The 23829-nt window shown below is 64.8% G+C and carries 22 protein-coding genes and 1 tRNA gene; 19 read left to right on the forward strand and 4 right to left on the reverse strand.

Features of this window, described 5'->3' with window-relative positions:
• The first annotated feature begins 10 nt into the window (after positions 1-10).
• The 6 genes from C6A82_RS23305 (at position 11) to C6A82_RS23330 (ending at position 4201) form a co-directional block, all read left to right on the forward strand.
• Positions 11-241, forward strand: a complete 231-nt coding sequence (locus C6A82_RS23305; RefSeq protein WP_105345666.1) for a ferredoxin — start codon at positions 11-13, stop codon at positions 239-241.
• A complete protein-coding gene (locus tag C6A82_RS23310) occupies positions 228-767 on the forward strand; it encodes a nuclear transport factor 2 family protein (protein WP_105345667.1) in 540 nt (179 codons plus the stop codon). The genes C6A82_RS23305 and C6A82_RS23310 overlap by 14 nt, the downstream gene beginning before the upstream one ends.
• A gap of 94 nt (positions 768-861) precedes the next feature.
• The gene (locus C6A82_RS23315; RefSeq protein WP_105345669.1) at positions 862-1989 is read left to right on the forward strand and encodes an NDMA-dependent alcohol dehydrogenase; all 1128 of its coding nucleotides are present in this window, start codon (positions 862-864) and stop codon (positions 1987-1989) included.
• Between the two features lie 6 nt (positions 1990-1995).
• Complete coding sequence (locus tag C6A82_RS23320; protein ID WP_105345671.1) at positions 1996-2427, forward strand: nuclear transport factor 2 family protein; 432 nt, start codon at positions 1996-1998, stop codon at positions 2425-2427.
• Positions 2423-3277 (forward strand): SDR family NAD(P)-dependent oxidoreductase, encoded by an 855-nt coding sequence (locus tag C6A82_RS23325; RefSeq protein WP_105345672.1) that lies wholly within the window; start codon positions 2423-2425, stop codon positions 3275-3277. The genes C6A82_RS23320 and C6A82_RS23325 overlap by 5 nt, the downstream gene beginning before the upstream one ends.
• Positions 3278-3796: 519 nt before the next feature.
• Positions 3797-4201: an HIT family protein gene (locus tag C6A82_RS23330; protein WP_199193794.1), complete on the forward strand. Its 405-nt coding sequence runs from the start codon at positions 3797-3799 to the stop codon at positions 4199-4201.
• Here the strand turns inward: C6A82_RS23330 and C6A82_RS23335 are convergent.
• Positions 4173-4460, reverse strand: a complete 288-nt coding sequence (locus tag C6A82_RS23335; RefSeq protein ID WP_255419245.1) for a response regulator — start codon at positions 4458-4460, stop codon at positions 4173-4175. The two genes, C6A82_RS23330 and C6A82_RS23335, sit on opposite strands and share 29 nt — an antisense overlap.
• A 125-nt stretch (positions 4461-4585) precedes the next feature.
• On the opposite strand from C6A82_RS23335, the gene C6A82_RS23340 reads away from it, so the two are divergent.
• The 7 genes from C6A82_RS23340 to C6A82_RS23370 all read left to right on the forward strand — a co-directional run bounded on the left by C6A82_RS23340 (position 4586) and on the right by C6A82_RS23370 (position 12102).
• Entirely contained in the window at positions 4586-5317 is a 732-nt protein-coding gene (locus C6A82_RS23340; RefSeq protein WP_105345680.1) for a hypothetical protein, read from the forward strand.
• Between the two features lie 36 nt (positions 5318-5353).
• Positions 5354-5425 (forward strand) — tRNA-Thr (locus C6A82_RS23345).
• A gap of 48 nt (positions 5426-5473) precedes the next feature.
• Positions 5474-5878, forward strand: a complete 405-nt coding sequence (locus C6A82_RS23350; RefSeq protein ID WP_105345675.1) for an HNH endonuclease — start codon at positions 5474-5476, stop codon at positions 5876-5878.
• Between the two features lie 335 nt (positions 5879-6213).
• Positions 6214-6480 carry a hypothetical protein gene (locus tag C6A82_RS23355; RefSeq protein WP_142405971.1) on the forward strand — a complete coding sequence of 89 codons (267 nt, stop codon included), beginning with the start codon at positions 6214-6216 and terminating at the stop codon, positions 6478-6480.
• Positions 6481-6584: 104 nt separating this feature from the next.
• Positions 6585-8630 carry a cellulose synthase catalytic subunit gene (locus tag C6A82_RS23360; protein WP_311101502.1) on the forward strand — a complete coding sequence of 682 codons (2046 nt, stop codon included), beginning with the start codon at positions 6585-6587 and terminating at the stop codon, positions 8628-8630.
• 180 nt (positions 8631-8810) lie between these two features.
• Positions 8811-11036 carry an acyltransferase family protein gene (locus tag C6A82_RS23365; RefSeq protein ID WP_233217000.1) on the forward strand — a complete coding sequence of 742 codons (2226 nt, stop codon included), beginning with the start codon at positions 8811-8813 and terminating at the stop codon, positions 11034-11036.
• Between the two features lie 73 nt (positions 11037-11109).
• Positions 11110-12102, forward strand: coding sequence for a glycoside hydrolase family 26 protein (locus tag C6A82_RS23370; protein ID WP_105346480.1), 993 nt, complete (start codon positions 11110-11112; stop codon positions 12100-12102).
• Between the two features lie 64 nt (positions 12103-12166).
• Here C6A82_RS23370 and C6A82_RS23375 read toward each other — a convergent pair whose 3' ends face one another.
• Complete coding sequence (locus C6A82_RS23375) at positions 12167-13405, reverse strand: lipase family protein (protein WP_142405990.1); 1239 nt, start codon at positions 13403-13405, stop codon at positions 12167-12169.
• Positions 13406-13493: 88 nt separating this feature from the next.
• On the opposite strand from C6A82_RS23375, the gene C6A82_RS23380 reads away from it, so the two are divergent.
• From C6A82_RS23380 to C6A82_RS23395, 4 genes are all read left to right on the forward strand, one after another.
• Positions 13494-13907 carry a hypothetical protein gene (locus C6A82_RS23380; RefSeq protein WP_233217001.1) on the forward strand — a complete coding sequence of 138 codons (414 nt, stop codon included), beginning with the start codon at positions 13494-13496 and terminating at the stop codon, positions 13905-13907.
• Between the two features lie 36 nt (positions 13908-13943).
• Entirely contained in the window at positions 13944-16184 is a 2241-nt protein-coding gene (treS, locus tag C6A82_RS23385; RefSeq protein WP_105346481.1) for a maltose alpha-D-glucosyltransferase, read from the forward strand.
• Positions 16185-17024: 840 nt separating this feature from the next.
• The gene (locus C6A82_RS23390) at positions 17025-17756 is read left to right on the forward strand and encodes an ABC transporter ATP-binding protein (protein WP_233217002.1); all 732 of its coding nucleotides are present in this window, start codon (positions 17025-17027) and stop codon (positions 17754-17756) included.
• Positions 17753-20314 (forward strand): FtsX-like permease family protein, encoded by a 2562-nt coding sequence (locus C6A82_RS23395; RefSeq protein WP_105346484.1) that lies wholly within the window; start codon positions 17753-17755, stop codon positions 20312-20314. Before C6A82_RS23390 ends, C6A82_RS23395 begins: the two co-directional genes overlap by 4 nt.
• A 14-nt stretch (positions 20315-20328) precedes the next feature.
• Here the strand turns inward: C6A82_RS23395 and C6A82_RS23400 are convergent, their stop codons facing one another.
• Together C6A82_RS23400 and C6A82_RS23405 are read right to left on the reverse strand one after the other, a co-directional pair.
• Positions 20329-21645 carry an acyltransferase gene (locus C6A82_RS23400; RefSeq protein WP_105346486.1) on the reverse strand — a complete coding sequence of 439 codons (1317 nt, stop codon included), beginning with the start codon at positions 21643-21645 and terminating at the stop codon, positions 20329-20331.
• A gap of 6 nt (positions 21646-21651) precedes the next feature.
• A complete protein-coding gene (locus C6A82_RS23405; RefSeq protein ID WP_105346488.1) occupies positions 21652-22986 on the reverse strand; it encodes a cytochrome P450 in 1335 nt (444 codons plus the stop codon).
• Positions 22987-23035: 49 nt separating this feature from the next.
• Between C6A82_RS23405 and C6A82_RS23410 the strand changes: the two genes are divergently transcribed.
• Positions 23036-23494: a DUF885 family protein gene (locus C6A82_RS23410; RefSeq protein ID WP_396836834.1), complete on the forward strand. Its 459-nt coding sequence runs from the start codon at positions 23036-23038 to the stop codon at positions 23492-23494.
• 75 nt (positions 23495-23569) lie between these two features.
• Positions 23570-23794: a hypothetical protein gene (locus C6A82_RS23415; protein ID WP_105346491.1), complete on the forward strand. Its 225-nt coding sequence runs from the start codon at positions 23570-23572 to the stop codon at positions 23792-23794.
• The last annotated feature ends 35 nt before the right edge of the window (positions 23795-23829 follow it).

Here is a 23829-nt window from a genome sequence, read left to right on the forward strand (position 1 = left end):
GAGCGACGGCATGGGCATCAGGATCCAGGTCGACACCGACCTCTGCCAGGGCCACGCCATGTGCGAGTTGGAGGCCCCCGATTACTTCAAGGTGCCCAAACGCGGGCAGGTCGAGATTCGCAAAGCCACGGCGCCGGAAGAGGACCGGACCGAGGTCGAACAAGCCGTGTGGGCGTGTCCCACACAAGCACTGTCCATCAAAGACGAGGACGAGAAAGGTCAAGCCGATGGCGACACGTGAACAGCTCGACAAGTGGGTCGAGGAATGGCTGGAAGCCAACCGCGTCTGTGAGCGCAACGGCGACTGGAAGCCGCTGGCCGAGTTCTACACCGACGACGCCACCTACGGCTGGAACATCGGGCCCAAGGAAGACGTCATGTGTGTCGGCAAGGCCGAAATCCGCGACGTCGCATTGGGCCTAGAGATGGAGGGCCTGGAGAACTGGAACTACGAGTACCAGAAGGTGCTCGTCGACGAGAAGCAGAGTGAGATCGTCGGTTTCTGGAAGCAGGTCGTCAACAAGTCCGACGGCACCCGCGACGAAATCTACGGCATCGGCGGAAGCTGGTTCCGATTGAATGACAACCTGTTGATCGAATGGCAGCGCGACTTCTTCGACTTCGGTCACGTGTCCCACATGTTCGGCAAGCTCATCGGCTCCGGCGACCTGTCCGCGGGCATGCAGAAGCGGATCGAACGCTCGATGGCAGGGGAGAAACTGCCTGGTTACTACCCATTGGGCGAGGCGCCGGCACCGATCTGGTGACCTCCCGGCCAAGCGGTTGCTTGGGGGTGCGCGTGACCCACTTAACTACTGGTTCTAGTCTGGCCTGAATGGCTCTAGCGGAAGGCACGTACGGATGAAGACAAAGGGCGCTCTCATCTGGGAGTTCAACCAGCCGTGGTCGATCGAGGAGATCGAGATCGGCGACCCCGTCAAGGACGAGGTCAAGATCCAGATGGAAGCGTCGGGCATGTGCCACTCCGACCACCACCTGGTCACCGGCGACATCCCGATGGCCGGCTTCCCGGTGCTCGGCGGCCACGAGGGCGCGGGCATCGTCACCGAGGTCGGCCCAGGGGTCGAGGACATCGCACCCGGCGACCATGTTGTGCTGTCCTTCATCCCGTCCTGCGGCAGGTGTCCATCCTGTCAGGCGGGGCTGCGCAACCTGTGCGACCTCGGCGCCGGCCTGCTCGGTGGCCAGGCCGTCTCCGACAACACGCACCGCATTCACGCCAAGGGCCAGCCGGTGTTCCCGATGACGCTGCTCGGAACCTTCAGCCCGTACATGGTGGTACACAAGAGTTCGGTCGTGAAGATCGATCCGTCGATCCCATTCGAGGTGGCGTGCCTCGTCGGCTGCGGCGTGACGACGGGCTACGGCTCGGCCGTCAAAGCGGGTGATATCCGCCCCGGTGACGACGTCCTGGTGATTGGTGTCGGTGGCGTCGGCATGTCGGCGGTGCAAGGTGCCGTGAACGCAGGTGCCCGCAACCTCTTCGTCATCGAGCCCGTCGAGTGGAAGCGCGACGCGGCACTCAAATTCGGAGCGACGCACGCCTATCCGGACACCGACGCCGCCTTCGCAGGTATCGCCGAGGTCACCCACGGCCTGATGGCGCAGCAGGTCATCGTGACAGTCGGCGCGCTCAAGGGTGCCGACGTCGACACCTACGTGAACCTCACCGCCAAGGGCGGCACCACCGTCCTCACCGCCATCGGCAGCCTGCTGGACACCAACGTCAACCTGAATCTGGCGATGCTCACGCTGATGCAGAAGCGTGTGCAGGGCACCATCTTCGGCGGCGGCAACCCACATTTCGACATCCCGCAGCTGCTGTCGATGTACAAGGCGGGCAAGCTCAACCTCGACGACATGGTCACCACCCAGTACAAGCTCGAGCAGATCAACGACGGCTACAAGGACATGCTCGAGGGCCGCAACATCCGTGGCGTCATCCGCTACACCGACGCCGACCGGTAACCGCGCATGACGCAGGAAACCGTGGAGCAGAGCCCCGCGTTGGCCGCGTCGCAGGCCTCATGGGCCGCCGTCCACGCCAAGGACAAGGCTGCCTGGCTCTCCCTGATGACCGACGATGTCGTCATCGAGGACCCGATCGGCCCCGCCTACACCAATCCCGACGGCACCGGTGTGCGCGGTAAGGACGGCGTCTCCTCGTTCTGGGACAACAGCATCGGGCTCGCTACGATCACGATCACATGTGAAGAGACCTTCCCGTCGAGTTCTCCCAACGAGATCGCTCACATCCTGAACCTGCGCTTCGCGTTCGACAACGGTTCGGCGAGCGCGGTGCGCGGAGTCTTCACCTACAAGGTCAACGACGCGGGCCTGCTGACCAACCTGCGCGGCTACTGGAACATGGGCATGATGAAGCCCGTGACGGACGGCGGCGATTAGCGCTTCTCTCTCCGGGCGCGGCGCCGTCGTCGTCGGCGGCTCGCGCGGTATCGGGTTTCAGGTCGCCGCACACCTCGCCGCCCAGGGCGCAGGCGTCGTCGTCAACGGTCGCGACGCCGATACCGCCGCCGAGGCGGCGGCACATATCGACCGTGCGGTCGCTCATCCCGGTTCGCCGGCCGATCCGGCGGTGGCCGACGCGCTGATCGACAGGTGCACAAGCGAATTCGGCCGCATCGACATCCTGGTGAACTGCGCGGGCACCGCCGGGTTGGCCAGTGAGTCGATCCTCGACGTCACCAGCGCGCAATTCCACGAGCTACTCGACGGCCATCTCGTCACCACGTTCGAGACGTGTCGGGCCGCGGCGCCGAAGATGGTCGAACAGGGCGGCGGCGCCATCATCAACACCAGTTCGTTCGCCTACCTCGGCGATTACGGCGGCACCGGCTACCCGGCGGGCAAGGGCGGCGTCAACGGCCTGACGATGGCGCTCGCGACCGAACTCAGGGAGCATGGCGTGCGCGCCAACGTGGTGTGCCCTGGCGCGAAGACGCGGCTGTCCACCGGGCCCGAGTACGAGGCGCATATCGCGGAGCTGAACCGCAGGGGCATGCTCGACGACGTCAGCACGCAGACCGCGCTCGAAGCCCCGCCTCCCGAGTACGCGGCGCCGATCTACGGCTACCTCGCAAGCGATCTAGCCGTGAACGTCACGGGCCGGATCTTCATTGCCGCAGGCGGTTTCGTCGGCGAGTTCGCACGACAGACGCCGGCGATCATCGGCTACCGAGACCATAACGACTCGCCGCCGTGGTCGGTCGACGAACTGGCGGAGCTGATCAAGTAGTCCGCCGGTGTCGGCAGGCCCATTCAACTGCCAGCTCATCGGCATAGAGAGTCCCCAGAATTGATCCGACACGGCCGGAACATCGCGCTCGATTGAATTCACGTCAGCACAAGCCCGGACCAACATGCTTCAATCGGAAAGCTCCCGACCAACCTTTACGGGTGATACAGGTTTTGTCACGGTGGAGATGGCAATCCTCTGTATGACTTGCGCAGCGGCCTCTAGGGAGGGCGGTCGCGCGTAAGTCGGGGATGGTCCTGGTCGGGGGCGGGCTTTAGGCGGCTTGATCCGGTGGGGCCATCCCCTCCCAGGACTGCCCGGGGGCGGTGACCGACAGCCATACGCCATACCTGCCGGCCACCAGACGCGGCATTTGTGCAACGCTCGCGCTTGATAGATGTACCCGGCGGGGCCGTGTCGCAACCCAATGATGGGACGTTTTTCCCAATTGTGGGAACGCTAGGGGTTGATGCCTCGTTGTTGACGTTCGCCCTTCGCGGGTCTGGAATGCTCGCGGGTATGGCTACCGTCTTCACCAAGATCATCAACGGGGAGATTCCCGGGCGCTTCGTCTACGAAGACGACGACATCGTCGCGTTCCTGACTATCGCGCCGATCACGCAGGGCCACACGTTGGTGGTGCCGCGCGCCGAGATCGACAATTGGCAGGATGTCGAACCGGCCTTTTTCAGCCGCGTCATGGAGGTCTGCCAGCTGATCGGCAAGGCGGTGTCGAGAGCCTTCGACGTCGAGCGGGCAGGGGTGATCATCGCCGGCCTCGAAGTGCCGCACCTGCACGTGCATGTCTTCCCGGCGCGCGAACTGTCGGACTTCGGCTTCGCCAATGCCGACCCCGATCCGTCTGCGGAGTCGCTGGACGAGGCGCAGACCAAAATCAAGGCTGCACTGGCAGCGCTGGCCTGACCACGGTGTGCTGGGTGTCGGCCCGCAGCCGCCGCAACACGCCGAAGCCGTCCATGCCGGGCATCATCACGTCGAGGATGACCGCGTCGGGACGTATCTCGCGGGCCTTGTCCAGCGCGGCCGGACCGTTGGAGGCGGTGTGGACTTCGAAGCCCTGAAACTTGAGGCTCACCGAGAGGAGTTCGACGATGTTGGTCTCATCGTCGACGACGAGTACTCGGGCCTCTGGGACAGATTCTGGGAGTGCAGCCATGGCCATCGCCCAAATGTCTCCCAATTTCCTGGCAATGAAGCCGTAGGGCAGCTGTCAACTTCCTCTGAGTCCTAGTGTGCTTCCTCAACTGGCACGGTGGTGCCGGATTGCTGCACCCATACACTGAGGTGATGAACCTGGCCAAGAACCTGGTCGACCTGGCCGTCGCGCCCGCCCGAATCGGGCTCGCTGCCGCGGAGGCCGGCCTTGACGTCGCCGCTGGCGCGGTTGGGCTCGCCCAGCGGGCCGTCGGTCAGGCGAACGCGGGAGCGAGAGCAGGATCGGGTTCGGTCGCGCACATGCTCGGCATCGACGAGGCCGTCGAGCGGGCGAACCGGCTGGCCAGGCTGATGGACGAGGACCAGCCGCTGGGCCGGGCGCTGACGCCGGGCGGCCCGATCGACCGGCTGCTGGCGCCCGGCGGCGTGGTCGACAAGGTGACGATGCCGGGCGGCGTACTGGACCGGCTGACGCAGGACGACGGCGGGCTGATGCGGGCCATCGAGCCCGGCGGCCTGGTCGACCAGCTGCTCGACGAGGACGGTCTGGTCGAGCGGTTGCTCGCCGAGGACGGTCTGGCCGACCGGCTGCTCGCCCCCGGCGGACTGGTCGACAAGCTGACCGCGAGGAACGGGCCGCTGGAGCAGTTGGCCGACGTCGCCGACACCCTCAACCGGCTCGCGCCGGGGCTCGAGGCGCTCGAGCCGACGATCGAGGCGTTGCGTGAAGCCGTCATCGTGCTGAGCCAGGTGGTCAACCCGCTGAGCAACATCGCCGACCGGATTCCCTTCCCCGGCCGGCGGCCGCGTCGGTCGTCGTCGACGCCGGTGCGCTCACAGCGGGTCATCGAAGCCGACGAGTAAACCGTTGGGCCGTCTTCGATAAGGTGGTGCCCGCAGGCCTCCTTAGCTCAGTGGTAGAGCGTTCGCCTTGTAAGCGGAATGTCATCGGTTCAATCCCGATAGGAGGCTCCGATTCGGGGGCGGCCACTTGTCAGTGGCCGATCGTAACGTCGGCGCATGAGGCAATGTCGCGGCTGTGGCACCGAACTCTCGAAGCGCAGCCAGAAAATCTACTGCGGCAACGCATGCCAGGCATCGGTCCGTCGCGACAACTCCATCAAACGCTGGCTCGAAACCGGCGACGCGTGGATCGGGACTCGCCAGGTTCATTACATCCGGCAGTACCTCTTCGACGCGCAATCGGGCTGCTGCGCGGTGTGCGGCGGAGCAAGCACATGGCTCGGCCTACCACTGGCCTTGGTGTTGGACCACATCGACGGCGACCCGACGAACAACCGACGGGAGAACCTGCGGCTGGTGTGTCCGAACTGCGACTCTCAGCTTCCGACGTTCAAGAGCCGTAACCGTGGGAATGGACGCCACTACCGTCGGCAGCGCTACGCCGGCGGCCAGTCGTACTGACGGCGTGGCTTCCCTGTCGGACAGGAAACCCTTCCCTTTCACGCCTGGAATATGGCTTCTCAGCGATTACAGAACCCCCACGTGATCACGATGATTTCCCTCATGGTCACGTACTCGGAGCTACCGCAACCCAACCGATTCCCGTTGGTGCGCGTATCCGATTCTGGCCCATGGCTTTTGGACCGCAGCCGTCGGGATAAGGAGTAGCCGAAATGGACGCGGAGCTGATGCAACAGTATCGAAGGCGCCGGCAACGGAGCGGCCGCGGAAGCGGATGGCAGCCCGGGCGCTACCGGGATGACCGCAGGACCACACAGGAAGGAAATGAGGACGTCATGATGCCACTCACACCGGGCGGACAGATCGATGAACTGCGCCGTCTACTAAAAGAGTCGGAGCAGCGTCGCCAGGCCGCCGAACTCAAGCTCGCCGATCGCGAACGCCAACTCGGCACCGCACGCCAATCGATCGCGACCCAGGATCACCGCATCGAGCGAATGACCGCCGAACTCGCGCGGCTGCGGGGTGCGGTAACGGCAACCGTGATCGACTCCTACGCGCTCGACTTCCCGAACTTCTTCAAGAGCACCAGCGAGCGCTGACGCCCGACGGCTTACCAAACCGACAGGAATATCTTCCCCCTCCGGAGTGGACTCTGGCTTCCCGGCGATTACGGAACCACTCCCCGATCACAACGATGGTGCTCATGACTACGTACTGCGAAGAGACGATCAGCCTTCGCCCCGGCCTGGCCGAAGAAACGGTCCGATTCGGCGCCATGCCACTCGCGCAGAGCGCCCGCACGGTGCGTACCCGCGTACTCGATCGCCCCGTGCACCGGCCAGACCCGCGGCACCACGCCCATCGGGCAGACCCGCGTCGACACGACCGCACCAAGGTGCTGCACGAGCCCACGAAGCGGCTGGCGCTACACGAGCACGTCACGAAGCGGCTGGCGCTACACGAGCCCACGGAGCGGCTGGAGCACAGCGATCGGACGGCGCCGGGCACCCCGAAGCCCGCCGAACAGGCCGCCGAAGCGCAAGGTCTGTTCTCCCCGCCGAGCGACAACGAGGTCTACTCCTACTTCGGGGCGCAGATGCGATGGGTGCAGCTCCTGCTGATGGGCGCTTACGTTCTCGCGGGATGGAGTCTGCTGCATTTTGCACTCGCGTCGATCGCCATTTTGTGGCCCATGCTGATCGTGCTGGGGCTCAATGCGATTGGCACCGTACTGTCATCGCTGACCAGCTTCAACACCAGGCGGTTATCGGCGAAGACACACCGCGCGCTTGTCGAGGGCTGGGCTCCGTCGGGCCCGGCACCGAGCATCGATGTCTTTCTTCCCACCTACGGAGAGGACGTGGCGGTCCTGCGCAACACGTACACCCATGTCAAGGCGATGGAGTGGGCGGGCAGGGTCGCAGTTCACGTCCTCGACGACGGCGATCGCAGCGAGGTCCGGGACCTGGCAGCACAGTTCGGATTCGACTACATCGTCCGCCCGAATCGTGGGCACCTGAAGAAGGCAGGCAACCTTCAGTACGCCTTCAGCCGCACGTCGGGCGACCACATCGTGATTCTGGACGCCGATTTCTGCCCGCGTCCCGATTTCCTGCGGCACTTGGTGCCGTACATGGATGACCCGACCGTCGGCATCGTGCAGAGCCCGCAATACTTCGACAGCGGCGAGAAAATGAACTGGATTCAGCGCACGGCCGGCTCGACTCAAGAGTTGTTCTACCGCTGGATCCTGCCGTCGCGGGACCGGTTCAACGCTGCGATCTGCGTCGGCACCTGCGCGCTGTATCGCCGCAAGGCCCTCGAGACCACCGGCGGATTCGCGCAGATCGAGCACAGCGAAGACATTCACACCGGGCTGCATTTGATGCAGGCCGGCTTCCAGACCCGCTACGTGCCCATCGTGGTCTCCCGCGGCCTGTGCCCGGAGGACATGGCGGGCTTCCTGAACCAGCAGTACCGGTGGTGCAACGGGTCGCTGGTGAAGCTGCACAACGCGAAGCTTGACGGCTCGCGCGTGAAAATGACCCTCCGGCAACGACTCTGCTTCTGGTCCGGCCTGTTTTACTACATCACCACCGCTGTCAACGTCGTCGCGCTCTACCTTCCGGGCATGATCATGGCCGCGTTTTTCCCGACCGAGGTCCAGCCCTCGCAGTTCGTGCCCTTCCTCGCCGGACTTTGGGTGTATCTGGTGGTGATTCCGGTGGTGTCCAAGAGCCGCTGGCGGTTTGAGGTCCTGCGCCTGCAGATGGCCTACAGCTACGCCCACCTCATCGCCATCGTGCACAAACTGCGGGGCCGCTCGGCGGGATGGGTTCCCACCGGCGCGATGAATCGCTCCAACCCCCTGGCCCGCAGCATCAGCCGCGTTGGCGCCGTTGCGATCATCCTGTCGCTCGTGCCGTTCTGGGGTGTGGTCGCCTACGACATCCACGTATATGGGGTGCGCCAATTCTGGCTGATGGCGATGTTCGTCGGCCTCTACACCTATCTCGCCCTGCCGTTGCTCGTCGAGTTCGTCAAGGTTCTCGTGCCATCACTCGGCAAGCGCCGCAAGTCCCGGACTGACGACGCCGCAGCACCGCCAGCCCAAGACGGCCCTGCGCCGAAGCGGCGCAATCCACATCGGATCTCCGCCTATGAGGCGGTGTGCTACACGCTAGCGCTGGGAATGGCCGCAGCCGTCGCGTCCGGGTGGTTCGATCTGATGATCCCGTGGAGCTCCTGAGTCCGACGGTCAGGGTATCCGCTGAACCGAACCTGTTGTAAAACAACAGGTTCGGTTGGCTGTCGAGGACCCGTTGGGGACCGGGCCTTACCCCGGGGATACGAAATCCTTCCCTTTCAGCAGTGGGATCTGGCTTGCCGGCGATTACGCCCGACCTGGGCGAAACGCGACGATGTCCTCATGACGAAGTACTGGGAAGAACCGACCGTGAGGTATCGCCCTGCGCCGAACAACGCGACGGCCGTCACCGAGAGGATGCGGCCGCTTCCGCGCATGTACCGTCCCGCCCCTGCCCCAGTACCGCCGCAACAGCGCATGGACGAACAACCGACCACCGTCGTCCCGACCCAACCGGACAAGTCGACGACTGAGATCAAGAAATCGGGAAACCAGTTCTTCAACGACGTCGAGGGCCTGCGAGGCATTGCGGTCGCGCTGGTCGTGCTGTTTCACGCCGGGGTGCCGCACATGGCCGGCGGCTTCGTGGGCGTCGACGTGTTCTTCGTCATCTCGGGGTTCCTGATCACCGGGCTGCTCCTGCGCGAGTTCGAGCGCAACGGCCGGGTGTCGTTCAGGGGCTTCTACGCGCGCCGCGCACGCCGCATCATTCCTCCGGCGGCCGTGACCATCATGGCGACAGCGATCGCCGTGTGGTTCCTGATGCCGATGCTCTCGGTCTTCCGCCAGGCACTCGATCTGCTGGCCGCAACGATGAACATCGCCAACTGGCGCTTCATTGCTGCGGGCAAGGACTACCTCGCCGGGGCGTCAGACGACAGCGTTGCCACGCACTTCTGGTCGCTTTCCATCGAGGAACAGTTCTACTTCATCTGGCCCGTACTCTTGGTCGCGCTGGCCGTGCTGGCCAAGCGCATGCGATGGTCCACCCGCATGGTCGTCGGCTGGGGAATCGCCGTGATCATCGCCGCCTCCATGCTGGCGTCGCTGCATTACACGGCCAGCGACCCCACCCTGTCCTACATGGCTACCCACACGCGCGCATGGCAATTCGGCGTCGGCGGAATCATCTCAGTCGTCGGCCCGCTGCTGACCGGCTTGATCACAAAATTGTGGGTACGAGTTGCGATGTGGGTGCTCGGTTGGGCCGGACTGGCGGCAGTGCTGTTATCGACGGTGGCCTACGACCACACCACGCCCTATCCGGGCGTCGCCGCGCTAGTGCCGACGGTCGGAGCCGCCGCGATCATTGTGGCCGGACAGGTGGCGTCCTCCAGCCGGCCGGCGATCGGATGGTTCCTCTCGGCGCGCCCCTTGCGGTGGCTCGGCAAGGTCTCCTACGGCTGGTATCTGTGGCACTGGCCCGCCCTGGTGCTGTTCAAGAGCTACACCCACAACAACAGCTGGCCGACGTTGGCGGGCGTGACCATGGTGGCGCTGGTGCTGGCATGGGCCTCCACCGCACTTCTGGAACGCCCGATCATGTCGTCGGGCGAACTGAAGCGAAACCTGCAGGCGTCGCTGTCGGTCGGTTTCACCGGCACCATCGCGGCAGCCGCGGTGACGATGACCCTCGGTGTCCTGGCGGTCAACCTCGCCAGCGGCGCGGCTTCATCCAATGCGTCGGTGAGCTTCGAATCGGTCTTCGGCGCCGACACCGGCGCGAAATCGGGACCTGTCACACCCAACCCGTTCAAGGCGTTCGACGATCGGCCCGAACGCGACGAGTGCCTGGTTCCGCTGGGCGAGCGCGCACAACCGAGCACCTGCGTGGATGGCCCAGCCGACGGTGTGCCTGCGGTGCTGTTCGGCGACAGCCATGCACAGCAGTGGCTGCCGGTGGTTCAGGTCATTGCCAAGGAAAACAATTGGCGGCTCAACCAATTCACCAAGGCGGCATGCCCGGTAGCCGCGCTGCAGCCCAGGGACGGCCGCACCGACCCGTTCACGAAGTCAGACTGCCTCGGCTGGCGCGATGACAGCATCAAGGCGATCATCGCGCTGAAACCCAAGTACATCGTGATCAGCTCACTGTCCACGTATGTGCCCGACTACCAGGAGTTCAAGACCGCCTGGGATCAGACGTTGAACCAATTGCGGTCCACGGGCGCGAAGTTGATCTACTTGCGGGACACGCCGTACCCGAACAAGAACATGCCTGAATGCATCTCGGGCGCCACCGACAACTGGTCCGCGTGCGACTTCGAGCTGAACAACACCCCGCGAACGGAACCCATTGTCACCGACCAGGTTCGAGGCCAGAACCTCGACATCCCGGTGCTCGACCTCAACGCATACCTGTGCGAGAGCAACAAATGCCGCGCGGTTCGCAACGGCACATTGCTCTACCGCGACGACTCCCACCTGACAGCAACCGCCGTCAAGGCACTGCTGCCCGCGGTCCAAGCGCAGATCCGTGATAAGGGAATCGACCTCAGCGGTCGCTGACTTCGGCGGGGTAAGCGCTCAGCCGTCCCGTAGGGTGTCTCTGCCGGAAAAACTTTGACGGTCGGAGGCGTCGTTGCCCAGCGAACAGGCGGCGAAGGTGTCGCGGCGCGGCCTGCTCGCATCGATCCCCCTGGCGGCACTCACCATGATGGGCGCGGGCGGATGCCAAGAATCCGAACCGAGCCAGCCAAGCCAACCTCGGCCGTCACGCCAGTTCGGGCTGGCGGCAACCGACCTTGACGACGGGTCGGTGCAGCGGTCCCAGGCCGCCGCGCAGCAATTGGGCAAGCACTTGGACACCCTGACCGTCTATGAGGCGTTCGTCTGGGAGAGGTCGCTGCCCACCCAGTTTCTGGACGCCGCCGCCGCCGCAGGCTGCATTCCGGAATTGACGTGGGAACCGTGGGATCCCCGCGCGGGCAAGCACCAGGCGGCCTATACGGCGGGACAGATCGCAGGTGGTCGATACGACACTTACGTGCAGGACTGGGCCGAGCAGGCGGCCGCCTACGACAAGCCGTTCCGGCTTCGGTTCGCCCACGAGATGAACGGAGACTGGTACCCCTGGGCGGTGGGATCACCGGGCGGATCGCCGCAGGACTACGTCGCGGCGTACCGCAGAGTCCGCGGCATATTCGACGACGCGGGCGCCGAGCACGTGGAGTGGGTGTGGTGCCCGAACGTCATCGTCAACGGCAATGCCGAGGCGATCTCATCGTGCTTTCCCGGCGTCGACTTCGTCGACATCGTCGGCGTCGACGGCTACAACTTCGGCGATCGGCCGGGCCACCAATGGACCGAGCCCGCTGAGCTTTTCGGCTCTACCTTGACCCTTGTCGCCCAACTCGGCCAGGGCAAACCGGTGTGGATCAACGAGGTCGGCTGCGGCGACCAAGGCGGCGACAAGGCCCGCTGGATCTCTGATTTCATCAGCTGGCTTGCCGGCACCGACCTCCACGGGCTGATCTGGTTCGAGGTCGACGGCAACCCCGATGCGCCCGACTGGCGGCTGACGAGTTCGGCCGCAACCACCGCTGCCGCAAAGGCCGCACTGGCATCCTGGTAGCGCGGGCCGCCGACGGCAATCGCACCAGCGAAAACCGCAGTGCTGCCGGCTAATTCGCCATATATCAACAGTTGCCGACAGCAGGGACGCCAGCGAAGCGGTCTGCGATCCATTGGCCCAACAGCGCGCCCGGATCCAGTTTGTGGCCCTGCCCTTCCATGCGGACCCGCAGAATGGTGTCGCCGCGGGCGCAGGCCCGGCCCATCGCGACCTCGGTCCATTCCGGGGGAACGGTCTGGTCGGATCCGCCATAGATCGCCAGCAGTGGAATTTTGGTTGGCTGCTGGGGCAGCGCATATGAGGTGAGCCGCTCCCGCAACCGGTCGGCCGCTGCCTGCGACGACGGCTTGGCGTCCGAGCCGGTGAACTTGCCGGCCAGGGCCTCCTTGCCTTGGGAAGCCGGCGGTCGGCAGGCGAGCAATGTCGACTTTTCGTCGCTGAGCACGCCGTGCAGGTAGTCCTTCGGATCGATCGTCTTGTCGACCGATGCCAGACCCTCGATCACATTCGGGTACAGGAACATCTGGTCATTGGTCAACGTCGAGGTTTCGGCACGCTGCACCAGCCCGGACATGTCCGCCGTGGGAACCAGCGCCGCGGCGCCGAGCAGATCGGTGCCCTGCCCGTAAGCCTCGAAATATTCGGCGGCCGCCCAGGAGGTCTCGCCGCCCTGCGACGATCCCAATGCCACCCAGCGCGACGACAGCTGCGGCACCACCGTGCGGGCGGCTCGCACCCCGTCGATGAGGTTGAACGCGGCCGACTTTGGCTCCAGGTACGCATGAGATGTCGCCGCATCCTCGCTTGACGCGGCGGACTCGCCCAGACCCGCATAGTCGGTGTATGCCACCGCGTAGCCGAGGTTGACCTGGATCGCCACCGCAGTGGTGTCGCCGAGCAGGCGGGAATCCGCGGTTGGCCCGCAGTCGGGGGTGACCCCAACGGTTCCATGGGCGTAGCCGATGACAGGCCATCCTCCGGGCGGCGGCTCGCCGGGTGGGGTGAACACCGCGCCGGACACCACGGTGGGCGAACCAGTGATACCGGATATCGAGCGGTAAACCATCGTGTGTGCCGTTGAGCCGGCAGGTAGCGCGCTCAAATCGAACGTCGTCTGGGCCGATGAGCTCACCACGGTGCCACGAGCAGCCAAATCACCGGCGGCGATGGTTGGCGTCTGCCGCGTGTAGTTCAGTTCCTCGGGCCCCGTGCTGGAAGGGGTGGCGGGTTGCGACGCGCCGCACGCGGCAACCACGGCACATGCGAGCACGCTGCCGAGCCGCTGCACGAACCTCAAGACCATGTGTGACCCCTCATCCTTGAGCACGAGGATGGCATAGGCGGCAGCCTTCAGAGGCTTTTCACGCGCTTGCATCTGCACGGGTCGGCCGGTGTTCGCCCTTGGTAGCCGCACCGCGACCGGTCGGCATTGCAGTAGCGGCGCTACTGCGCCGGTCGGGCCTCCGGCGAGTGACGATCACCAGCATGACACCGGTGCTGCGGTTCCGGGGGTCAGTAGGACGTACCGCAGGGGCGACGAACAGCTACCCGCGCTCGTCGACTTCGGTTTCACCCTTGACGCGGGTGATTTCGTCGTCGTCACCGGCCCCTCCGGGGCAGGTAAGTCGACCATGCTGCATGCGGACGCTCCGTTCCCCAACCCCTACGAGCGCATCGACTCGATGTTCGAGGATCTCGTGCGCGCGGTCGAACTGCCCGATCCGACAGCCCAAGCGAAAGCTCGGCGCCGACGGGATTCCACGCGGGCCGTTTCGAACATGCGCGAGGCAGGCAATACTGCCTGACACACGATCGACGGCACAGCCTCGCGAAGGGAAGACATGTCTCAGGCGGCGGAGTCAGGGCCCGAGGACCAGGCCAACGAGCCGGCTGAGCTCACGTTCGACGAACACCTGCACCCCGCGCGACCCGGCGCGCTGCGGTTTCGTCCGCGGGTCCGCACGCCGTTCACGCGCCGCTCCTTGAGCCAGGACGGAACTCCGACGGGCGACAACCCCGCCTACGTCTCATGGCTGCTGAGCCAGTCGATGCTCGCGGACGCGAACGAGATCAGCCAGCAGTTCTCCGGCCAGGGGTCGATGTGGCAGAACCCCTACGCCACGCCGAGCCCGCGCGGCGCGGTGGAGACCGCCTCGGTGTGGTTCACCGCGTATCCGCTGTCGTTGATCACCCGCGCAGATGAGTCGTTCCTGAAAGCGATGGCCGACGAAGACATGTGGAAGGCGTTCGCCGAAATCGGCATCGAGGCCATCCACACCGGACCCGTGAAGCGGGCGGGCGGGCTTTCCGGTTGGGAGCAGACACCGAGTGTCGACGGCCACTTCGATCGCATAAGCACACAGATCGACCCGGCGTTCGGGACCGAGGAGGAGTTCCGCAGCATGTGCGGCACCGCCGGTTGGTACGGCGGGACGATCATCGACGACATCGTGCCCGGACACACCGGCAAGGGTGCGGACTTCCGCCTCGCCGAGCTGAAGTACGCCGACTACCCCGGCATCTATCACATGATCGAGATCGATCCCCGCGACTGGGAACACCTGCCCGACGTGTCGCCTGGCGAGGATTCGGTGAACATCGACGCGGCGACCGAGGAGTGGCTCGACAAGGCCGGCTACATCATCGGCAAGCTGCAGCGCGTGATTTTCTACGCCGAAGGGGTCAAGGAGACCAACTGGAGTGTCACAAGGCCGGTCGTCGGCGTCGACGGGGTCGAACGCCGCTGGGTGTACCTGCACTACTTCAAGGACGGGCAACCGTCCATCAACTGGCTGGACCCGTCCTTCGCGGGCATGCGCCTCGTCATCGGCGACGCCCTGCACTCGCTGACCGACCTGGGCACCGGTGGACTTCGCTTGGACGCCAACGGTTTCCTCGGGGCGGAGAAGACAGCCGCAGAGGACAGTGCCGCGTGGTCGGAGGGCCATCCCTTGTCTGAGGCGGCCAACCATCTGATCGCCAGCATGGTGCGGAAAGTCGGCGGCTTCACCTTCCAGGAGCTCAATCTCACCATCGACGACATCCGCGAGATCGGCGAGGCCGGCGCGGACCTCTCCTACGACTTCATCAACCGCCCGGCGTACCACCATGCCCTGGCGACCGCGGATACCGAATTCCTGCGCCTGACGCTGCGCACCACACTCGAGCTCGGTGTCGACCCGGCCTCGCTGGTGCACGCACTGCAGAACCATGATGAGCTGACCTACGAGCTCGTGCACTGGTCCGCGGGCCATCGCGACGACGTCTACACCTACAAAGGCGAGGAACTCACCGGCGACGCCCTCGGTGACGTCATCCGCTCCGACCTGACGGAGCAGTTGACCGGTGAGAATGCCCCCTACAACCTCGTTTTCACGACGAACGGGATTGCGTGTACGACGGCGACGGTGATCGCCGCGACGCTCGGTGTCACCGATCTCGACGAGATCGGCGATGTCGACAGGATCCGGAGGGCTCACCTTCTCCTGGTGATGTTCAATGCGTTGCAACCGGGCGTCTTCGCATTGTCGGGCTGGGATCTGTGCGGGATGCTCACCCTGGATCCCTCAGATGTCGACGCACTGCTCCGAGGTGGCGACACCCGATGGATACACCGCGCCGCGCACGACCTCATGGGCGTGAACCCCTCAGCAACACAATCGTTGGCCGGAATGCCAAGGGGCCGAAGTCTCTACGGCTCCATTCCCGGACAGCTCTCCGATGACACGAGCTTTCTGCGTCAGCTCGGGGCGATTCTGAAGGTGCGCTCGCACTACGGGATCGCCACCAGCCGCCAGATCGACATTCCCGAGGTCTCGCATCGCGGGATGCTCGTGCTCGTCCATGAGTTGGCGGGCGAGGGCCGCTATCAGCTCACTGTGCTGAACTTCGCCGACGACGACGTCGCCGGAACAGTGCGCAGCAAGAAGCTTCCGCCGGGAAGCAGGGTCTCAGACATGTTCACCGGCAGGGAGTTCACGCATGTCGACGATCTGCACAGCTTTTCGGTTGAGATGCCCGCACACCACGGCATGTCGCTGTTGGTCGAAGCCAGTACGGAAGAAGACTCCGACGACGCCTGACGGGGGCGTTTACCGCCGCTCGTCAGAGATTGTGCGACACCATCGGGTGGTGCGCCTCGCAGGTGTCGTCTTCGCACAGCCAGATCGTGAGCTGTTCGGCCCCGCCGCGCCAGGTGTCGATCCACACCTCGGACTCTTTCGCCGGCCCGCCACATACTGGACATGCACACGCCGAACCATTGGTCGAATGCAGCATCAGGCTCTCCCCCTCTGAGCGGCATTTCAACGGGCGCACATTTTTTGACGCCTGAGTTATTCGAGCACCGCTTGTCGAGAAACCCGTTCGTAGCGGTGAACGCGCCGCTCGACATGTTTGCCCGCTCTCGAATATCGCAAACAAGAACCCGGCTGTCGTCACAATTGGCAAAGTCGACACGAAATTCTTTCAAGGCGGGCTGACGCGCTACAGACCAAAGAGTTTCAGCCGCGGCGTCACTTCACCTCTGACTCGAACTCCCCGTTGCGACATCGCGGTCTTATGCCATGACCACAGCTGCTCTACCGGCAGGGACCCCGCTCACCATCTCGCGGGCGACCCGCATGGTGCCACGGGTGGCCGTTCAAACGGAGTCATCATGAGTGATCGAATAGCGGCATTATTCCCATCCGCGCGCCGACGTCGACGGCGTCAGTATTGACGCCCAAGAGATGAACGTCGCATTCCAGCGTCCTTTTGCTGCCTGGTCCGCTTTTCACGGCCTCCCAACTCCATTCCCTACTGGAGTTCTCCATTCCGTCGGTCGTGATCAGGCATCTGACGCGGCAGGGCGGCGGCGAGGGAGCCAAGTGCAGTAGGTCGCTACTGCGCCCTCCGCGGGATAGGCGGGTGACGATCGATCGGTGACAATCTCGATGAGCAGGCCGAGCGTGGAGCCGGTGTTGCAGCTCGCGGAAGTCAACAAGACATACCTTCTGGGCGATGCGCAGACGAACGTGCTCGCCGACTTCGATTTCGCTCTGGCCGCAGGGGAATTCGTCGTCGTCACGGGGCCGTCGGGGGCGGGCAAGTCGACCCTGCTGCACATCGCAGGCGGATTGGATGCACCGGACAGCGGCACTGTGTCGGTGAACGGTCGGAACGTGTGGTCGATGAGCGCCGGTGCCCGAGCCGCGTTCCGGCGGCGGAACCTCGGGTTCGTGTTCCAGTTCTTCAACCTGGTGCCGATGCTGACCGCGGTGCAGAACGTATCGTTGCCGCTCGTCCTGGACGGCATGGCCGCACGGGCGGCGGACGCGCGCGCCCATGAGCTGCTCGGGCGGGTCGGGCTGGGCAACCGCGCGGGGCACCGGCCCGCCGAACTGTCGGGCGGGCAGATGCAGCGCGTGGCGGTGGCGCGCGCGTTGGTGGCGCGGCCCTCGCTCATCCTCGCCGACGAACCGACCGGGAACCTTGACAGCCATTCGTCGGCCGAGGTCTTGGGCCTTCTGCGGTCGTTGTCGGACGAGGACGGCGCTGCCGTCGTCATGGTGACCCACGACCGGACCGCGGCGCGCTACGGCTCCCGCGAATTGCATCTCGTCGACGGGCACGCATTCACAGGCGACGTCGCCGCGCCCGCAGGTGAGCGGTGAAGCGCAGAGGGCGCGCCGGATTCACAACCTTCTGGCGCATTCACCTCGCCGCGTTGATCGCCGACTGGCGCCGCACGCTGCTCACCGTCATCGGTGTCGCGCTCGGAGTGACGGTTGTCCTCGGAGTACTCGTTCTCAAATCCGAGCTGACCCGCCCGTTCGACTCATTCGGTCCGTCGCTCGCGCACGCCGCCGATGCCGGAGTCATCGAAGTCACTCCGAACATCAGCGGCCGATTGCCGACCGGGACCGTCGACCGACTGCGCGCCGAGGTGCCGGGAGCCGAGGCGGTCATTCCGGTGGTGGCCGGTTTGACGCCCGTGGACGTCGCGGGCGGGTCTCACGGGTTCTTCCTGCTCGGCGGTTCGTGCCAGATCGAGCTGCTGGTCGGCTCATTCGACTGCGAGCAGCGCGCCCGCGCCGTCACGCCCGCCGACGGGCCCGGTGTACCGCTGCAGATACCGGCGGCCATCGCCGCGAAGCACGGCTTGGCACTCGGCGACGAGTTGAGTATCCCGGGGCTGCCCGAGGGCTCGGCCCACCTCGGCTGGACGTTCGAGGAGTTCGACCGCGTCGAGGGCATCAACGACGGCTATGTGCTGTTGGCCCCATCCATCGATGTCGCCGCAAACATGCTCGGCTCTCCCGGCTACGCAACGGCTGCGTTCGTCCTGCCTCGTCACGGAGCTGACATCGTCGCAGCGGTCGACCGCGTTATCGCGAGCGTCGCAACAGCTGGGCCGCCTCGCCCACGTCAACCCGCCGTGTTCGAGAACGCAACGCAGAGCTTCAACCTGAATTTGTTGTCCGGCATTCTGATCGGCTTCCTCATCTCTCTGAACACCGTGCTGTTGGCCGTCGAGGACCGTCGTGCGGTGATGGGAACCATCGGTGCCATCGGTGCCAGGCCGATCGGGCTGCTCGGCGGGATGCTCGGCGAGGGCGCGGCGGTGGGTGTACTCGGCGGACTATTAGGGGTGCCGAGCGGATTCCTCCTCGGTAAGTACCTGGTGGAACGCTTCGGACAAGCCATGCTGGCAGGCTCCGGCGGCAGCGTCGCCACGCATTTCTCACCGAGTCTGATAGTGGTCGGGGCGGCGGCGGGCATGGTCGCTGGGGTCCTCGCGATGACCGGACCTGCCTTTCGATTGTTCCGTGAGGGACCGCTCGCGTCGATGGGGAGCGTCGGCGGAGTGCGGCGTGCGAGGAGGATCCCGGCGTGGCCGTTGTTCGTTGGGGTGGCTGCGCTGGTGGGAGCTGTCATCTTGTTGCGAGTCTTCGAGCACGGGTCGCTGCCGCTTAACGCAGGGATCAACGGAATGGCGTTGGGGTTGTGCGGGGTTGTGTTGGTGACTGCATGGGCCGCTCCGCGGGCGGCCGCGCTCGCGACCGCGTTGCTGACCGCCGTGCGCCCTGCGATCGGTCGCCCCCTTGGGGCCGACGTCCGGCGCTATGCGCTGCTGTTCGCACTTTCAGCCGCACTGCTCACCGAGGGCACCAGCGGCGCCATCGGATCGCACAGTATGCAGCTGCTCGGTACCGCGCAGATGGCCGCGCAGAAGGCCGACCGACTACCCACCGCGCTGTTGGTCGCCTCGCAATCGGTACTCGACCAGCGCGACGGCTGGCTCTCCGACGTCACGTTCGGCATGGTCGCCGACGCCGCCGAGGGCCGGAGCGTGTCGTCGCGTTGGCGATCCACGATCTCCTCGGGCACCTTGTCGCGCATCGTCGCCGGTGTCACGCCGGGCGATTGGTACAGCCGGGCGCTGTACGAGCCGACCGATGTTCCTGACACGTTCTGGCGGGGTTTGCACGAGGGCGGCATCGGGCTGAGCGAGATCGCTGCAGGCCGGCTGGGTGTTTCCGCGGGCGACACCGTCGAGTTGCCAACTGTGTTCGGGCCGAAGCGGTTTGAGGTGGCGGGGATCTTCCAGCCACGAATGATCAACGACGCCGCGGTCGGAGACATCGTCCTGGCATCCGACAGTCTGGCTCGTTCTGAGTGGGCTGCGGTCCGCGACCAGATCGCGGTGAATTATTCGTCGTCCGTCGACGCATCCGAGCACCGCTCGCAACTGCTCGACGTCGGCCCTGGCTTGACCGTGTACGACAACGCGCAGTGGCGCACTGAGGCAACCGCTGGAATCGCCCGGTTCCTCGAACCGTTCTCGATCGCCGGCTACGTGGTGATGGTGGCCGCCGGCTTGAGCCTGTTGAACGTGTTCTTGCTGGGTCTCGTGCAACGCAAGCGTGAACGAGCCGCGTTGCGCGCTATCGGAATGACAGCCGGGCAGGAACAGTGCGTCATCCTCGCGAATGCGGGCATGCTCGGCATATTGGTCGCTGGACTCGCCATGCTCGGAGGACTGGGCGTCACCTATCTCTGGTCACTAGGTTCACCGGTGTTCTACGGCATCAAAATCGAGTGGGCCGCGCTGCCCGTGGCGCTCCGCACAGGGGTGGCAGCCGTTTTCCTTCTCGTCCTGTTGGCAGCGGTCTATCCCGTCATCCACGCGCGACGACTGGAAGCGGTCGACGTGCTGCGAAGCAGTTGATCAGCAGCGACGAGCTAGACGTGCACTTCGCGGTGCAGCTGCGGAATGTCGTCGTCCGCGTGCCGGAACTTGCGCAGGTGCTCCTGAATCTCGCGACTCGCCATCGCGTCGAACTCTCTGCGCGGCAGCGTGACCCGAAAGACCAGCCCCTTGCCGTCCATCCCTTCGATGAGCACCCCGTACCCTGCAACCGGCACGCTCAGCACCGCGCAATGGGTGACGGGCGTGCCCTCGAAGCAGATGCGATGCACGCCGAAGCCGCTCACGTTCGTGATGAGCGGATTCCACCGGGTCGGATTGAAGCCGCTGGCCACGCAGCGCGCGCCACGCCAGTTGCCCACGGACTCCAGAAACGTCTGATTGATGCGCATGTCGCAGTGTTCGTCGGCGAAGTGGTTCAGGCCGTTGCGGATGCTTTCGGCTATCGAACGCCCCGTCTCACCTTGCGTCATGTCGACGTTCAGCGCCGAAAGGATGTTTCCGACGAGCATCGGATCCAGGCCACACCGACTCCGCGTGTTCACCGGTATGGCGACGGTGCGACGCCGCACCGTCGGATCGGCGCTCATCAGCGCCTCGCATACGTGCCCGCAGACGGTGTCGTTGGCCGACAACCACATTCGGCTTCGGTAGGCGTCACGCATCCGGGTGATTTCGGCGTCGCCGAAGTACAGGCTCAGCGTCCGCAGCCTTCGCCCGTCCACGGCCAGGTGCAGCAGGCTGCGGGCAGCTTCGAGCAGCCCGAGGCAACGCACGCCCGGCTTCCCGGCCCCACCGGCGGGAAGATGCTCGTCGAGGTATGCAGCGCGGTCTTCGACGATCACCGGCTCGCGGATCGGCTCGCCCGAAACGGCGGCCGACCACGCATTCATCAACATCATCAAGGTAGCCATGTCGCCGATGGCATGGTGAAACGACACACCGATCGCGGTCGCACCGTCAGCGAGATGCGTGATTCGTACCTTGCACAGTGCGCCGAAGCCCCACCGTGCAACGGCGCCGTTCACTGGGTCGACGAGCCAGTCGCCGGTGTCCTCCGTCACCGATCGGATCGCCTCGTTAAGCCCGCGATCGGACGACGCTGACGTGAACGGCACGCCCTGGCCGCTGCACCGGATGTATAAAGCGCCGCGGACCAGGGTCAGCCGCCCTGCGAAGAGCGGGAGATTCGTCAGTGCTTGCCCGAACGCATCCGCCAGCACCCTTTCATCGAGCCGTCGCCGAAAGAAGAACACCAGGTGATTCGCGACGTTCGAGAGCACGATATCGGTGACATTGCAACGGATGTCGAGCCTTCGCACGTGCGTCGGCTTGATCGTCTGAGTCGACATGGTGAGCTACTTTCGGCGGGTGACTGTTACGAGGGCACCGCGTTTCGGGTAGAAGGTGACTCCCCGGAAATGCGCCTTCTCAGGGGCGGACGAATCGGTGTGGAGCTCGAAGTTCTGAAGCACAGTCCGCAGTACGATGTCGATTTCGTTCTGCGCGAAATCAGCGCCCATGCACCGGCGGGCTCCGTTTCCGAATGCCAGCCAAGCAAGCGCGGGCTGCTTGGTGCGCAGGAAGCGGGTCGGGTCGAATCTTTCGGGGTGGGGAAAGAGCTCCGGATTCTCGTGTAGATCGGCAAGGCTCACGAAGACGTTGTGGCCTCGCGGGATGCGCCACACGCCGAGATCGAAATGCGGAGCACTGACCCGGCGACCGGGAAGGTCAATGACGGGTCGTACCCGCAATACCTCCCATATCGTCGCTCGGCGCAGCTCCCTGCCGCCCTCGTCGACTTCCCTTATGAGCTCGGCTAGCGCGTTCGGGTGGCGCCGAAGCCTTTCGAACGTCCAGCTCAAGGCCGATGTCGTGGTCTCGTGGCCCGCACCGATGAGGGTCACCAGTTCGTCGCATATGTCTTGCCGGGACATGCCGGTTCCGTCTGCGGGCCTGCTGCGGAGCAGCAGCGCAAGAACGTCGGTTCGCTCGTCGAACCTCTGATCCGTTTCGGCCTTGTCGATCAGCGTCTCGATGACATCGTCGAAAGCCCTCCGAACCCTGTCCATCCGGCTCCACGGACTGAAGCGGCGAGACCGCAGTTTCGGCACCGGCATGAATTTCACCATCGCCGATCCGAATTTCGCATACCGCGGCACGATCTCACGCAGCGCAATGAGTTCGTCCCCTTCGGCGCCGAATATGGTTCGCAGGATCACGTTCAACGTGATCCTCTTCATCGGCTCGAGGATGCGAAACTCCGCGTTTTGGGGCCAATTCGCGGTTTCAGCCAGTGTCTCGTCGACAATGGTCGACTCGTGGAGGATGAGTGCCCGACCGTGAAAAGCGGATGCCAGAAGTCGACGGCGGTCGTGGTGGCCATCGCCGTCGAGCGCGAATATCGAACCGGGGCCGAAGAATCTGCTGAGGTTCGGCTGGTAGTTGGTCAGCACCTCGCTGCTCGCAGTGCATACCGACCTCACCAGGGCCGGGTCGGAAACCGCCACGCAACGGCCGAAGAAGGGCACGTAAAACTCGAAGACTTGTCCGTACTGCCTGAACCAGTACCGCATCGCTCCGCGGCGAAACAACGTCAGACCGACGCCCTGTAGCACCTTGGGTAAGCGCACTCGTGGTGGGTCCAGCATCGTCACCTTTTCGCACGGCTCGACCGTGACCTGATCGGTCATGCGAGGAATCGTCGCGCGCGTGCGGTGAGGTGCGCTCAGTAGTGCACTACTGCAATCCGTCCCGCGTCCATCCCGCCGCGGTCATGATGGCTTCGGGGGCTGGGTCGAGCGGAGGGAAGCATTGATGGGCAGACTGCATGCCGACGACCCGCGATACCGCCTCGCCGAGGTGCAGGACGCGCTGCTGCGCGATGTCCGTTTCATCGTCGGCATCAAGATGCACACCCAGGGCATGACGGTCGAGCAGGCGCAGGACATGTTCGCCCGTGATGCCTACCAACCCGCGCCGGTCGCCGAATCGGAGGCCAAACGCGGGACCTCGGATGCCACCTACGGCTACTACACGATGGGCAAGCTCATGATCCTCAAGTTGCGCGACGACTACGAGGAGAAGACGGGCGACTCGTACTCGCTGAAGGGCTTCCACGACGAGTTCATCCGGCTCGGGCCACTGCCCTTACCGCTGATCCGCAAGGCGATGCTGGGTGACATCGGCGATCCGTTCTAAAAGCGGGCGACCGATTGTTCCGAGTCGACGGCGGGTACAAGCTGAACAGCCGACTGACACCAGGGGGCGCGACGAATGGCACCGCACAAATCCGGGAGCTCTGAAGGCAGGCAGACGATCGTCCTCATCGTCGGACTGATCGCGGCCGTCGCGGTGATCGCGATCTTGACATCGCTGTTCATCATCAAGCCGTGGCAGAGCGACGACTACAAGGAATGCGTCGCGACGCTCGAGCAACTCAACGGCGGCGAGGATGTCCCCGACCCGATCATCGACACCGAGTGCAGTCGGTACGAGTAGCCGGCTGCCCGACTTGTCTCGACCAGTCGAAGCGA

The organism is Mycobacterium sp. ITM-2016-00318 (genome assembly GCF_002968285.2).
Classification (GTDB): Bacteria; Actinomycetota; Actinomycetes; order Mycobacteriales; family Mycobacteriaceae; genus Mycobacterium.

Bases quoted from the DNA above. Each gene is read 5' to 3' on its own strand.
- C6A82_RS23340 (WP_105345680.1), top strand. From the start codon at position 4,586: ATGAACCTGGCCAAGAACCTGGTCGACCTGGCCGTCGCGCCCGCCCGA.
- C6A82_RS23400 (WP_105346486.1), bottom strand. From the start codon at position 21,645: ATGTCGACTCAGACGATCAAGCCGACGCACGTGCGAAGGCTCGACATC.
- C6A82_RS23330 (WP_199193794.1), top strand. From the start codon at position 3,797: ATGGCTACCGTCTTCACCAAGATCATCAACGGGGAGATTCCCGGGCGC.
- C6A82_RS23405 (WP_105346488.1), bottom strand. From the start codon at position 22,986: ATGACCGATCAGGTCACGGTCGAGCCGTGCGAAAAGGTGACGATGCTG.
- C6A82_RS23415 (WP_105346491.1), top strand. From the start codon at position 23,570: ATGGCACCGCACAAATCCGGGAGCTCTGAAGGCAGGCAGACGATCGTC.
- C6A82_RS23320 (WP_105345671.1), top strand. From the start codon at position 1,996: ATGACGCAGGAAACCGTGGAGCAGAGCCCCGCGTTGGCCGCGTCGCAG.
- treS (WP_105346481.1), top strand. From the start codon at position 13,944: ATGTCTCAGGCGGCGGAGTCAGGGCCCGAGGACCAGGCCAACGAGCCG.
- C6A82_RS23310 (WP_105345667.1), top strand. From the start codon at position 228: ATGGCGACACGTGAACAGCTCGACAAGTGGGTCGAGGAATGGCTGGAA.
- C6A82_RS23360 (WP_311101502.1), top strand. From the start codon at position 6,585: ATGACTACGTACTGCGAAGAGACGATCAGCCTTCGCCCCGGCCTGGCC.
- C6A82_RS23315 (WP_105345669.1), top strand. From the start codon at position 862: ATGAAGACAAAGGGCGCTCTCATCTGGGAGTTCAACCAGCCGTGGTCG.
- C6A82_RS23335 (WP_255419245.1), bottom strand. From the start codon at position 4,460: ATGGCCATGGCTGCACTCCCAGAATCTGTCCCAGAGGCCCGAGTACTC.
- C6A82_RS23365 (WP_233217000.1), top strand. From the start codon at position 8,811: ATGACGAAGTACTGGGAAGAACCGACCGTGAGGTATCGCCCTGCGCCG.
- C6A82_RS23355 (WP_142405971.1), top strand. From the start codon at position 6,214: ATGATGCCACTCACACCGGGCGGACAGATCGATGAACTGCGCCGTCTA.
- C6A82_RS23375 (WP_142405990.1), bottom strand. From the start codon at position 13,405: ATGGTCTTGAGGTTCGTGCAGCGGCTCGGCAGCGTGCTCGCATGTGCC.
- C6A82_RS23305 (WP_105345666.1), top strand. From the start codon at position 11: ATGGGCATCAGGATCCAGGTCGACACCGACCTCTGCCAGGGCCACGCC.
- C6A82_RS23350 (WP_105345675.1), top strand. From the start codon at position 5,474: ATGAGGCAATGTCGCGGCTGTGGCACCGAACTCTCGAAGCGCAGCCAG.